Below are 12894 nucleotides of genomic sequence, written 5' to 3'. Positions count from 1 at the left end.
GATTCGCATTCTAAGGACAGGTTTGTTGGATTCTTCAAAAGAAATTTTTGGTTAAATGCTTGTAATCTTCTTTTGATTGTGATATTATATTTAAGCGTTATGTCCGCTGTTCCAACAGTGGGGTTAATGTGTAAGTCATTAAACGGGTAGTCCTCTGCCGGCACCAGTCGGTTATGAATGCCTAAAGAAAATTGGAGGATCATTATGGACGCATTGAAATTGATGACCGAGGGCATGATTAAAGAGAACAAGCCCGAATTTAACGTTGGCGACACAGTGCGCGTTTCTGTTCGTATCAAAGAGGGCGAGCGCGAGCGTATTCAGGCTTTCGAGGGTACTGTAATTGCAAAAAGACACGGTGGAATCGCTGAAACTTTTACAGTTCGCCGTTCTTCCTACGGTGTAGGTGTGGAACGTGTATTCCCTATCAACTCTCCGTTTGTTGAGAAGGTTGAAGTGGTTCGCAAGGGCCGTGTGCGTCGTGCAAAGCTCACTTATCTCAGAAATCGTACTGGCAAGGCGGCCAAGGTCAAAGAACAGCTCCGATAAGATTCAGAAAAGGGACAATGTACATTGTCCCTTTTTTCTTATATTCGAGAGAATAGAGGTGGAATGATTTTGAGCAATACTCCAAAAGGGACAAGGGCTTTTGAATGGTATGATTCGCTTGTGTTTGCGTTAACGGTAATTGTGTTGGTGTTTGTGTTTTTGTGTAGAATTATCGTTGTTTCAGGTATTTCTATGGAGCCCACGTTGGAAAGTGGAGATCGTGTTGTTGTACAAGGAATTTTATATGAACCTCAGCGTGGTGATGTAGTGGTGGTAGACAGCTATATCGAGTATGGAGATCCACTGGTAAAACGCATTATCGCTCTTGGTGGAGATACTGTTGACATTGACTTTGAAACGGGAGAAGTCTATGTGAATGGAGAGGTTTTATACGAACCTTACATTTCGGCACCGACCCAGCAGAGTTTTGATATAGAGTTCCCGCTGACCGTGCCTGAGGGGCAAGTATTTTTAATGGGAGATAATCGTCCACATTCGACCGATAGTCGTTCTTCACAGGTTGGACTGATTGATGAAAGAAGTATTTTGGGAAAGGTGCTTTTTCGCATAGCACCAATTAATCGATTGGGGAAAGTGACATGAGTAAAGATTTGATTAATCAGCGCCAAATTCAGTGGTTTCCTGGACATATGGCAAAAACATTGCGTGTTATGGAGGCGAGTTTAAGGCAAGTAGACGTGGTACTTCAGCTTTTGGACGCTCGTATTCCTTATAGCAGTTTGAATCCGGAGATTGCGCGCATTACCAGAGGAAAACCGCATCTGTATATTTTGAATAAGGCGGATTTGGCGGACCCCGAGGTGACCTCCCATTGGGTTTCTTATTTTAAGAAAAAGGGAGATGGCTGCATCGCTTTGTCCAGTAAAAATCGTGCAGGGATTTCTAGTGTAAAAAATGCCATTGACCACGAATTAGAGGAGCTTTTGAGCCGTCGTTCTCAAAAGGGAATGGATGGCGCAAAGATTCGGGTAATGGTAGTAGGAATTCCGAATGTAGGAAAGTCTACATTTATTAACAGTTTTGCAGGAGCGTCAAAGGCGAAGGCTGCGGATAAACCAGGTGTAACACGCGGAAAACAATGGATTGGCGTCGGAAATTACGATTTGTTGGATATGCCTGGAGTTCTTTGGAAAAAGTTTGATTCTTATAAAACAGCCAGCAATTTGGCTTTCATTGGTTCCATTAAGGATGATATCCTGGATATTGAGGAGATTGCTGTGGGACTTTTAGAGGAAATGCAAAATGTCGATCCTCAGAAGTTGGCCCAGCGTTATCGTCTGACAGAAGAAGAACTAAAACTAGAGCCATATGAATTGTTGGAAGCGATTGGAAAAAAGCGGGGAATGTTAATGAGCGGCGGAACGGTGAATACGGAGCGAGCTGCTATTATGCTGGTAGATGAATTCCGCGCGAGTAAAATTGGTCGGATTTCGCTCGAAAAGCCGGAGGAAGTATGACAGAAAAATTGTATGCGTTTGACTATGAGTATAGGCAAAATTACCCCGTGATTTGTGGTGTGGATGAGGCGGGCCGCGGCCCTCTCTGTGGGCCGGTAAGTGTAGCGGCGGTTATTTTGAATTCAGACGATCCCATTGAAGGAATAAATGATTCGAAAAAGCTAAGCGAAAAAAAGCGGGAAGTGCTGTATGAAACAATTGTTCAAAAGGCGCTCGCTTATAAAGTCTGTTTGATTGGCCCGGAGACCATTGATGAGCTGAATATTCTAGGTGCTACAATGTTGGGGATGCAACAAGCGGTAGAGGGGTTGAAGATCCAGCCGGATCTTGCTCTCATCGATGGAAATCGTTGCCCGATACTTTCTGTTCCTTCAAAAGCTGTAGTAAAGGGCGATGCAAAGTCTGCAAGTATTTCTGCTGCTTCCATTTTGGCCAAAGTAACGCGAGATCGTTTTATGTGTGAGCTGGCAAAGCAATATCCACAGTATCAATTGGAAAAGCATAAGGGATATCCTACTAAGTTACACTACGAACTTTTGGATCAATATGGAATTCAACCGTTTTATCGAAAATCGTTCTTAAAAAAACGTGGATACATAAAATGAGAAAAGACGTTTTGGGTGCATGGGGCGAAAGCATGGCTGCCAGATATTATCGAAATCGAGGATATCGGTTGTTGGATAAGCGTTATCGTACTCGGTTTGGTGAGATTGATTTGATTGCCGAGAAAAAAGGCATGCTTGTTTTTATCGAGGTGAAAACTCGTAGTTCCAATCAGATTGCACAGCCACGAGAAGCCGTTACCAAAGACAAACAACGACGGATTATCCTGACGGCGCAAAATTTTCTTCAAAAGTACGATTTTTCGGATTTTTTGGTAAGATTTGATGTGGTGGAAGTTATACCGGATGCGCAAGGACGTGCACAGATTTCTTGCTTTGAGAATGCTTTTTCGGTAGAATAGCAAAGGAGGCTCATATGGACTTTTTTGATTTGCACTGCGATACTGCACTTCGGCTTTTGGAGACAGGAGAAAGTTTAGCGGATGCTACTGGCCATGTCAGTTTAAAAAAGGCAAAAGGACTCCGGCGCTGGGCGCAGGTGTTTGCGCTATTTGTCCACGATAACAAAACAGGGTGCGCATTTGCTCAGTACTGTCGGGAGAGAGATTCATTTCGAGAGCAAATCAAAAAAAATGGGAGCACCGTTCGTTTGTGCAAAAATGGGCAGGAGATAGAAGCAGCTTTTTCGGCGGGACAATATGCGGCCATTTTGTCAGTGGAAAATGGTTCGGTTTTAGAGGGGAAAATTGAGCGTTTAAAAACTTTGTCAGAGGATGGCATTCAATTGCTTACATTGACTTGGTTTGGAGAAAATGAGATCGGATATGGCAGTGTTGCGGGAGGCCCCTTGAAGCCTTTTGGCAAACAAGTGGTTTCTCGCCTAAATGACTACAATATTCTTCCAGATGTATCACATTTGTCGGATGAAGGGGTAACCGATGTGTTTTCTTTGTATGATGGACCCATTTTGGCAACACATTCCAACGCAAGAAAAGTTACAGGTCATTGCCGCAATTTAACCGATGCTCAAATTCGAGAAATCGTTCGGCGTAAAGGCTTAATAGGACTCAATCTTTATGTGGATTTTTTGTGCGGAAGAGCGTCTGACTCTATGGATGCTGTTTATCGCCACTTGATTCATTTTCTTGATTTGGGCGCGGAGCATGTGCTCTGTTTTGGAACAGATTTCGATGGCTCCACACCTTTAAAAGATGTGGAAGATCTTACAAAAATTCCGGTTTTGTACGATTATTTGCTCCAGAGAGGAGTCAAAGAGACCCTTCTTCAGAATGTCTTCTTTGAAAATGCACATCGTTTTTGGATGAACAGACGTTAATTTTGTTGGGAGGTTTAAGAATGGAGTATACCAGCACGCGCAACAGTGCCTTGTCAGTGGAAGCTGCACAGGCCATTTTGAGAGGAATCGCGCCCGATGGCGGCTTATTTGTGCCTGTACATTTTCCGCATCTTTCGGCGAAAGAAGTGTATGGTTTGGATTATCCACAAACGGCGGTAAAGGTTCTTTCGGCATTTCTTTCGGATTACGATTGCGAATTTTTGAAACAAGCTGCACAACAAACATATGGACTTAATTTTAACGGGAAAGCGGGATATGTGCGTTCTGTGGGAAGTGAGGACATGTATGCGCTGGAACTTTGGCACGGGCCGACATGCGCATTTAAGGACTATGCCCTTCAATTAATGCCCAAACTTTTGGTTCGCGCAAAACAACTTCGCCAGGATAAGGGGATTACCAAAATTTTGGTAGCAACTTCTGGCGATACAGGAAAAGCAGCATTGGCTGGTTATGCTGGTTTACCAGGAATCAAAATTGCTGTATTTTATCCGAACGATGGGACCAGTGAAATCCAGAGATTGCAAATGGTGACGCAAGAGGGAGAAAATGTAGCTGTATACGCGGTACAAGGGAATTTTGACGATGCCCAAACAGGCGTGAAACGTGTCTTTGGAGATCAAAGCGTAGCACATCTTTTGGAGGAAAAAGGCGAACAACTTTCCAGTGCCAACTCCATTAATTGGGGACGGCTGGTGCCGCAAATTGTTTACTATTTCTTTGCTTATGCGCAATTGGTTGCACAGGGAAAAGTATTGGATGGTGCAACGGTGGATTTTTGTGTGCCTACTGGAAATTTTGGAGATATTCTTGCAGGGTATTATGCAAAGCAAATGGGGTTGCCGGTTGGTAAATTGATTTGTGCTTCTAATCAGAACAATGTACTCACGGATTTTTTGACCAGCGGGATTTACGACGTTCGGCGTGATTTTTATAAAACACAATCACCATCAATGGACATCCTTGTTTCTTCCAATTTAGAACGACTTTTGTATCATGTAACTGGCGACAGTGCACAAGTTGCAAATTGGATGGATCAATTAGCTCAAAACGGTTGGTATCGTGTAGATGAAAAGACCCTTGCAACCATTCAACAAACATTTGCGTGCGGCTGTGCCAGTGATTTGGATGGCGAGCGGGAAATTCGATCTTGCTTTGAAAATAACCAGTATTTAATGGATCCTCATACAGCCGTTGCTTGGTATGTGGCGCGATCTCTCAAAGAGAAAGGAACTTTATCGGGACCGTGCGTGGTGCTTTCTACTGCAAGCCCTTATAAGTTTGCGAACAGTGTTTTAGGGGCATTGGGTGTAGAAGTGCCTGGGGATGAATTTGAAGCACTACAAAAATTGGAAAACGTAAGCGGCACAATGGCACCGGAAAGTTTGCGCCAACTGAAAAATAAACCAGAGCGTTTTCAAACAATTATTTCAAAGGAAGAAATCCGAGAGGTTGCGCTAAGCTTTTAATATGTAAAAAGGCGCTTTCTTAAAGAAAACGCCCTGCTGATTTAAACCTGTTCATAGGTTTCGCACATGGTCTCTTCACCCAAGACGGCCATGCGGTTTTTCACGTTGATACTTTTAGCTGTGCAGCAACAATGGCCATTGTTGTGAATGCAGTTGGAAACTTCACAGCAGATACCTTGCAAAACCTTTTCTTCTTTGTGCATTTTAAATGCCTCCTTTTTAACTAGGATGTGTATAGTGTTTCCTTGGGTGAATGAACTATGCGGAGGAACTTATGGCAATTTTTACAATTGGAGATTTGCATCTTTCCTTAAATGGAAAAAAGCCAATGGATGTGTTTCCAGGATGGGAAAATTATGTTTCCCGTTTGGAAAAAAATTGGCGTGCACTGGTTACCCCCCACGATACGGTTGTTCTTGTAGGGGACACTTCTTGGGCCATGAGTTTGAGCGAGTGCGATGAGGATTTTGCGTTTCTGGATTCATTACCTGGGAAAAAGATCCTTATTAAGGGGAACCACGATTATTGGTGGTGCACTATGGCAAAGATGGAAAACTATTTGGCGGAAAAAGGGTTTTCGAGTTTGTCGTTTCTACACAATAACTGCATTTGTGTTGATGACGTTGCTTTGTGCGGCACTCGCAGTTGGCTATTTGATCAAGGAAAACCGCATGATGAGAAAATTATGAAGCGAGAATGTGGGCGGTTGATAACTTCTTTGGAAACGGCTGGGACGATGGAGAAAATTGTTTTTTTGCATTATCCGCCCATTTATCCGAAAGCCGATGCGGAACAGGTGGTTGAGGTGCTCAAAAAATATGGCGTTCAGCGTTGTTTTTATGGACATTTGCATGGAAATTGTATTTCCCGTGCGGTCCAAGGAGTTGTGGATGGAATCGAGTATCGTCTAATTAGCGCGGATGCACTCTCTTTTTGTCCGTATAAAATTTGAATTCATGGTAGCTTTTTACAAAAAGATGTGATATAATCATCAATTGAAAGTTTTCTTTTATTGGAGGAACCAGAATGAATCTCGTAAAAAATGAAAAATTGGAAAATAACAGCCACGAACTGCAATTCTCCATTGATGCGGCTACTTTTAGTGCTGCGGTCGATAAAGCCTTTAAAAAGGAAGTTACAAAGTATAATATTCCGGGCTTCCGTAAAGGAAAAGCTCCCCGTCATATGATCGAAAAGATGTATGGCGCTGATGTGTTTTATTATCCCGCAATCAATGACCTTTTCCCGGATGCCTATGACGAGGCAGTGAAGGAAAGCGGAATTGAGCCGGTTGATCGTCCGGAAGTAGATGTGGTTTCTGCGACGCTGAATGACGGTGTTGTATTGAAAGCGGTTGTAACTGTAAAGCCGGAAATGAAAATTGGCACATACAAGGGTTTAAAAGCAACTAAAAAAGTCCACACTGTGGAAGACAGCGCGATTGACGCTGAAATTAGCCGTATGCAGGATCGCAACGGACGTATTATCACCCGTGAAGGTGCGGCCGAGAATGGAGATATCACCGATATCGATTTTGAAGGCTTTGTGGACGGTGTCGCTTTTGAGGGCGGAAAAGGTGAGCATTTCCCGTTGACCTTGGGATCTGGTCAGTTTATTCCTGGATTTGAGGATCAGATCGTTGGCCATTCTGCCGGGGAAGAATTTGACGTGAACGTTACTTTCCCTGAGGACTATCAGGCTGAGTCTTTGGCGGGTAAAGCTGCTGTGTTTAAAGTAAAATTGAATGAGGTTAAACACAAAGAGCTTCCGACTTTGGATGATGAATTTGCGAAGGACGTATCGGAATACGATACTTTGGACGAATTGAAAGCCAGCATTCGCAAAAACATGGAAGAGCAGGCGGACAAACAAGCGGAACTGGACGTTGAAAACGAACTGGTTGACCAGGTGATTGCTACGATGGAAGGCGATATTCCGTCTGTCATGATTGAGACACGAATCGATGAAATGATTCGCGATTTTGAATATCGTCTGCAGCAGCAGGGCCTGCGTTTGCAAGATTATCTGAAGTATATGGGTGGCGATGCTCAGAAATTCCGTGACGGTTTCAAAGAGCAGGCTGAGAAGCAGGTTAAGATTCGTTTGGCGTTGGAAGCTGTTGCCAAGGCTGAGAATATTGTAGCATCTCAGGAAGATTTCGATAACGAAGTAAAGCGAATTGCTGAAGCTTATAAAATGGAAGAAGAGAAGGTTCGCAATATCGTTCCCGAGGCCGAAGTAAAGAAAGATTTGGCCGTCAATAAAGCAATTGACTTTGTAAAGTCTAACGCGGAAATCACTACTGAGATGATCAGTGACGAAAAAGCTGAGTAAAATTGATTTCTGTCGAATGATGGATAAGATTGACCGATATGCGCTTATTTTGCGCATATCGGTCAACTTCGTACTTAGACAAAGGAGGCAAAAGAATGAGTTTAGTCCCTTATGTAGTTGAGCAGACTGCGCGTGGTGAGCGTTCTTATGATATTTTTTCAAGATTGTTGAACGACCGCATCATCGTTCTGTCAGACGAGGTGAATTCAACCACGGCAAGTCTTGTGGTGGCCCAGCTTCTGTATCTGGAAGGACAAGATCAGGAAAAGGATATCAGCCTTTATATCAATAGTCCGGGTGGCTCCATTACTGATGGATTTGCCATCTATGATACAATGAATTATATTAAATGTGATGTATCTACAATTTGCATGGGAATGGCCGCTTCTATGGGGGCGTTTTTATTGGCCGCTGGGGCCAAAGGAAAGCGCTTGGCTCTTCCTAACAGCGAGATTATGATTCATCAGCCATTGATCGGTGGACAAGTGGGATTGACCGGTCAAGCGACCGATATTAAAATTCATGCGGATCACTTGGTTCGAATTCGAAGCCGCTTGAATCATATTTTGTCAGAGCGGACGGGAAAACCTCTTTCACAGGTGGAATTGGACACAGAACGGGATAATTATATGAGCGCGCAAGAAGCGCTTGATTACGGCCTGATTGACGCTGTGATCGAGAAACGATAAATTCACACGGCGGTGTTGTAATGGCAAATCAGAATGGTAAGGAAAAACATTTAATCTGCAATTTTTGTGGAAAATCCCAGGATGAAGTGGAACGAATGTTCATTGGGCCCGGTGTAAATATTTGCAGCGAGTGCATCGAACTTTGTCATTCCATGATGGGAGATGAAGAGGAAAGCGCTCCTCGTAGAAGAGGACAGCGACGTGCAAATGCGGATAAAGACATTCGCATTTTGACTCCGGCGCAAATTAAAGCAGGATTGGATCAATATGTAATTGGTCAGGATGCCGCGAAAACGGTATTGTCTGTTTCGGTGTACAATCATTATAAGAGAATTTTAAGTACAGAGTCTCTCGATGTCGATCTCCAAAAGAGCAATGTGCTTTTATTAGGACCGTCGGGCGTAGGAAAAACATTGTTGGCGCAGACTTTGGCTAAAATGCTCAATGTTCCCTTTGCGATTGCAGATGCAACCACGCTTACAGAAGCTGGTTATGTGGGTGAAGATGTAGAAAATATTCTCTTGAAGCTCATCCAAGCGGCGGATTTTGATATTGAACGCGCGGAAAAAGGAATCATTTACATTGATGAAATTGATAAAATTACGCGTAAGAGTGAAAATCCGTCTATTACACGTGATGTGGGTGGCGAAGGCGTTCAGCAGGCACTATTGAAAATTCTTGAGGGAACGATCAGTAATGTTCCACCACAAGGTGGGCGTAAACATCCCCAGCAGGAATTTATTCAAATCAATACCAAAAATATTTTGTTTATTTGCGGTGGCGCATTTGAAGGATTGGAAAAGCATATTCAAAAGCGCACGGATACTTCTTCTCTGGGATTTGGCGGTAAGTTGAAGGTAGATGCGGAGAAGGAACGACAGAATTTGTTGCGTTTGGTGGAGCCGCACGACTTGGTTCGATATGGCTTGATTCCTGAATTGATTGGACGAATTCCAGTTGTGACCGTGCTGGATCCATTGGATGAGGATGCGCTGGTGCGTGTGTTGAAAGAGCCAAAAAATAGCCTGGTAAAGCAATATGAAGCTCTTTTGAAGTTGGATAATACCGAGTTGGTTATTACAGACGAGGCGCTCCATGCCATTGCGCAAAAAGCGATCGCTTTAAAGAGTGGTGCTCGTAGTTTGCGTAGTGTAATGGAACAGGCTTTAATCGGAATCATGTATGATATTCCAAGTGATCCAACTATTACGAAGGTGACGGTAACAGCAGATACCATTGCTGGACAGCCGCCTGAAATTGAGCGCGGGGTTGCGCGTGTTCGCTATCAGGATACCAATGCGGGACACATAAGCTGAGAAAAGCGGGTGAATTTCACCCGCTTTTTTGTTTCGATTGAAAAATTCATATTTTTAAGATATAATAATAACTCAATTGGTATAGTAACCATATCTCTTTCCGTATTGTACGGTAGATTGATGATATCTTTACCATCGCAAATTGAAATTAGGAGGCTCTGTGATGTCAGAAAAGGTAAAGATTATTTTGGATAAAAATGCAGACATTCTTCGCCTTCCGGCGATTGCTCTGCGTGGGTTAGTTGTTTTTCCCGGTAATGTAATTCATTTTGAAGTGGGGCGTCAAAAATCCATTGCCGCAATTGAATGGGCAATGAATAATAATAATGCGGTTTTTTTGACCGCGCAGCAGGACATGGATGTGGAGGATCCTGGGTTTAAGGATTTGTATCCATATGGCGTAGTGGCTGAAATCAAACAGGTGCTTCGTGTTTCAGAAGATCTTGTTAAAGTTTTAGTCGAAGGCAAATATCGCGCAAAACTTTTAACATTGGATTCCAGTGGGAAATTTTTATTGGCTTCTACGAAAGCGGCAGCAATTCGTGGAATCAAAAGCAGTGATCCTGCCCGTATAGAAGCGCTGTTGCGCAGCATTAAAGCGGTTTTTGAGGAGTACATCGGATTAAATACGCGTATGCCCAAAGATGTGGTGTATACAATCATAACCAATGATAATGCCGCGTTCCTCTGTGATTACATTCCTGGAAACTTGCTTTTAAAGTATACCGATAAGCAGTTTCTGCTCAATGAGGGAACGGTGATTGGCCGGCTCGAAAAAATTTTAGAGACACTTCGTCGCGAGACCAAGATTCTGCACATTGAAAAAGATATTCAAACAAAAGTCAATGAGCAGATGGATAAAAATCAGCGTGATTATTACTTGCGCGAACAAATGCGTGTCATTTCAGATGAATTGGATGATTCAGAAGATACACGTAAGGAGGCAGAGGAATATCGGGCACGTATCGATGCTTTGAACCTTCCTCAGGAAGCGTCTGAGAAACTTCATAAAGAAGCGGATCGTTTGTATAAGATGCAGGGCAATACACAAGAGGCCTCTGTGATTCGCACCTATCTCGATACCTGTCTGGATTTGCCGTGGCATGTTTATACTCAGGATAACTTGGATATTCATAAGGCGGAAGTCCTTTTGGATAAAGAACATTACGGCTTAAAAAAGGTTAAAGAACGCATTCTTGAAATATTGGCCGTTCGCAAACTTGCTCCGGATGTGAAAGGGCAGATTATTTGTCTTGTAGGGCCACCGGGTGTAGGAAAGACTTCTATTGCGAGATCTATTGCGCAATGCCTGGGGCGTAAATATGCACGTATGTCACTTGGTGGCGTGCGAGACGAAGCAGAAATTCGAGGACATCGGCGGACTTATATTGGCGCTATGCCAGGAAAAATCATCAGTGCCATTTTGACGGCTAAGAGTTCAAATCCTTTGCTTTTGCTAGATGAAGTTGATAAATTGGCCAGCGATTTTCGAGGAGATCCAGCCGCCGCGCTTTTGGAGGCTTTGGATCCGGAACAAAATTGTACTTTTAAAGATCATTATTTGGACATTCCGTTTGATCTGAGCGATGTTTTATTTATCACCACGGCAAATTCTCTAGATACCATTCCTCGTCCATTGTTGGATCGTATGGATGTAATTGAGCTTTCCAGTTATACACGTGTGGAAAAATTCGAAATTGCTAAAAGACATCTGGTACCTAAACAACTTGCAGCAACGGGCTTAAAAGGCAAAGTGAAACTTAATCAAAGCGCCTTGTATGGAATCATTGATGGATATACTCAAGAGGCGGGCGTTCGTAATTTGGAACGGACTATTACACAATTACTTCGCAAGTGTGCAAAACAAATTGCTGCCGGAACCACAGATTCCATCACCGTGGGAGCGGGACAACTTGAAGAATTATTGGGACCGAAACGTGTCAAACCTACTTTCCATAGTCGCAAAAATTCGGTAGGCGTTGCGAACGGATTGGCCTGGACGAGTATTGGTGGAGAAATTCTTCCAATCGAAGTGCAGGTTGTGCCAGGTGGTGCTGGTAAGTTGGAGTTGACCGGTTCTTTGGGCGAAGTGATGAAAGAAAGCGCAAAGCTTGCGATCACATATGCCAAAGTTCATGCTGCAGAATACGGATACTCTGTAGATGTCTTTAAAAATGCAGATATTCATATTCACGCGCCTGAAGGAGCAATTCCAAAGGATGGGCCATCTGCGGGTGTCACGCTGACAACAGCGTTGATTTCTTGCTTGTCGGGACAGCCTGTTCGCTCGGATATAGCGATGACAGGAGAAATAACCTTGCATGGTCAGGTGTTGCCAATCGGTGGCCTGAAGGAAAAAAGCATGGCTGCTTATCGTGAGCATATGTCTTTGGTGCTAATTCCAAAAGAAAACGAGCCGGATTTATACGATGTAGACCCGGTTGTCAAGCAAGCAATGGATTTCCATTGTGTATCCAATTTGGAAGAGGTATTGAATTTAGCTCTCGTAAAAAGTAAAAAGAAAGAAAAAAATTCGACAAAGCAGGAAAAGAAAACGCAGCCTCCTGTAACGGGAATTAAAACAGAACAATCACTTGCTATTCCGCAGTAAGGAGTTTATATGAATTACGCAAAAGCAGAATATAAGGCTTCCTATGGCCTTTCTTCTCAATTGCCAGAGAGCGACCGCCCGGAAATTGTTTTTTCCGGGCGGTCAAATGTAGGAAAATCTTCTTTAATCAACAAATTATGCAATCGAAAAAATCTTGCTAGAGTTAGTTCAACACCGGGCAAGACAGCAACAATCAACTTTTATACGGTTGATTCTGTTTATTTTGTGGACTTGCCAGGGTATGGTTATGCAAAGATTGCTCAAGGAGAGCGTCAGCGATGGGATCGGCTTATTAACACTTATTTTGAGCAGGAACGTCAAAATGTACTTTTGCTTCAACTGCTTGATAGTCGCCATGCTCCTTCTGCAGACGATTTAATGATGCTGGAGTATCTAAATCATCATCAAATTCCTTATATCGTAGTTCTTACAAAAGCGGACAAATTGCGAAAAAGTGAATACGAAGCGACGGTGGCTCGTTTTTCGAAACAATGTGAAACTTATGGGTGTCAACAAGTATTGCTGACCAGT

At 43.2% G+C, this 12894-nt stretch carries 14 protein-coding genes; 13 read left to right on the top strand and 1 reads right to left on the bottom strand.

Annotation, left to right across the window (positions count from 1 at the left end; all coding sequences use genetic code 11):
- Positions 1–204 precede the first annotated feature (204 nt).
- The 7 genes from rplS to thrC all read left to right on the top strand — a co-directional run bounded on the left by rplS (position 205) and on the right by thrC (position 5413).
- Entirely contained in the window at positions 205–549 is a 345-nt protein-coding gene (rplS, locus tag AB5H98_RS10225) for a 50S ribosomal protein L19 (protein WP_367925801.1), read from the top strand.
- A 69-nt stretch (positions 550–618) separates the two neighbouring features.
- A complete protein-coding gene (lepB, locus tag AB5H98_RS10220) occupies positions 619–1152 on the top strand; it encodes a signal peptidase I (RefSeq protein ID WP_367925800.1) in 534 nt (177 codons plus the stop codon).
- Positions 1149–2027 carry a ribosome biogenesis GTPase YlqF gene (ylqF, locus tag AB5H98_RS10215; RefSeq protein WP_367925799.1) on the top strand — a complete coding sequence of 293 codons (879 nt, stop codon included), beginning with the start codon at positions 1149–1151 and terminating at the stop codon, positions 2025–2027. Before lepB ends, ylqF begins: the two co-directional genes overlap by 4 nt.
- On the top strand, positions 2024–2632 hold the full coding sequence (rnhB, locus tag AB5H98_RS10210) for a ribonuclease HII (protein WP_367925798.1): 609 nt from the start codon (positions 2024–2026) through the stop codon (positions 2630–2632). The genes ylqF and rnhB overlap by 4 nt, the downstream gene beginning before the upstream one ends.
- Positions 2629–2991, top strand: a complete 363-nt coding sequence (locus AB5H98_RS10205) for a YraN family protein (protein ID WP_367925797.1) — start codon at positions 2629–2631, stop codon at positions 2989–2991. The genes rnhB and AB5H98_RS10205 overlap by 4 nt, the downstream gene beginning before the upstream one ends.
- Positions 2992–3005: 14 nt before the next feature.
- Positions 3006–3926: a dipeptidase gene (locus tag AB5H98_RS10200; RefSeq protein ID WP_367925796.1), complete on the top strand. Its 921-nt coding sequence runs from the start codon at positions 3006–3008 to the stop codon at positions 3924–3926.
- 20 nt (positions 3927–3946) lie between these two features.
- On the top strand, positions 3947–5413 hold the full coding sequence (gene thrC, locus AB5H98_RS10195) for a threonine synthase (RefSeq protein WP_367925795.1): 1467 nt from the start codon (positions 3947–3949) through the stop codon (positions 5411–5413).
- Positions 5414–5454: 41 nt separating this feature from the next.
- Here the strand turns inward: thrC and AB5H98_RS10190 are convergent, their stop codons facing one another.
- Positions 5455–5616 (bottom strand): DUF1540 domain-containing protein, encoded by a 162-nt coding sequence (locus AB5H98_RS10190; protein WP_367925794.1) that lies wholly within the window; start codon positions 5614–5616, stop codon positions 5455–5457.
- Between the two features lie 71 nt (positions 5617–5687).
- On the opposite strand from AB5H98_RS10190, the gene AB5H98_RS10185 reads away from it, so the two are divergent.
- The 6 genes from AB5H98_RS10185 to yihA all read left to right on the top strand — a co-directional run.
- Complete coding sequence (locus AB5H98_RS10185) at positions 5688–6365, top strand: metallophosphoesterase (protein WP_367925793.1); 678 nt, start codon at positions 5688–5690, stop codon at positions 6363–6365.
- A gap of 74 nt (positions 6366–6439) precedes the next feature.
- The gene (tig, locus tag AB5H98_RS10180) at positions 6440–7747 is read left to right on the top strand and encodes a trigger factor (RefSeq protein ID WP_367925792.1); all 1308 of its coding nucleotides are present in this window, start codon (positions 6440–6442) and stop codon (positions 7745–7747) included.
- 95 nt (positions 7748–7842) lie between these two features.
- Positions 7843–8436 carry an ATP-dependent Clp protease proteolytic subunit gene (locus AB5H98_RS10175; RefSeq protein WP_367925791.1) on the top strand — a complete coding sequence of 198 codons (594 nt, stop codon included), beginning with the start codon at positions 7843–7845 and terminating at the stop codon, positions 8434–8436.
- Between the two features lie 20 nt (positions 8437–8456).
- On the top strand, positions 8457–9752 hold the full coding sequence (clpX, locus tag AB5H98_RS10170; RefSeq protein ID WP_367925790.1) for an ATP-dependent Clp protease ATP-binding subunit ClpX: 1296 nt from the start codon (positions 8457–8459) through the stop codon (positions 9750–9752).
- A gap of 163 nt (positions 9753–9915) precedes the next feature.
- On the top strand, positions 9916–12363 hold the full coding sequence (gene lon / locus AB5H98_RS10165) for an endopeptidase La (protein WP_367925789.1): 2448 nt from the start codon (positions 9916–9918) through the stop codon (positions 12361–12363).
- A 9-nt stretch (positions 12364–12372) separates the two neighbouring features.
- Positions 12373–12894: ribosome biogenesis GTP-binding protein YihA/YsxC (gene yihA, locus AB5H98_RS10160; protein ID WP_367925788.1), on the top strand; the 522-nt coding region annotated here is incomplete at its 3' end.

Source organism: uncultured Ruthenibacterium sp., assembly GCF_963558415.1.
Lineage (GTDB): Bacteria > Bacillota > Clostridia > Oscillospirales > Ruminococcaceae > Ruthenibacterium.
Note: the sequence above shows the minus strand (reverse complement) of the source record. Positions and strands in the feature narration are given on the sequence as shown.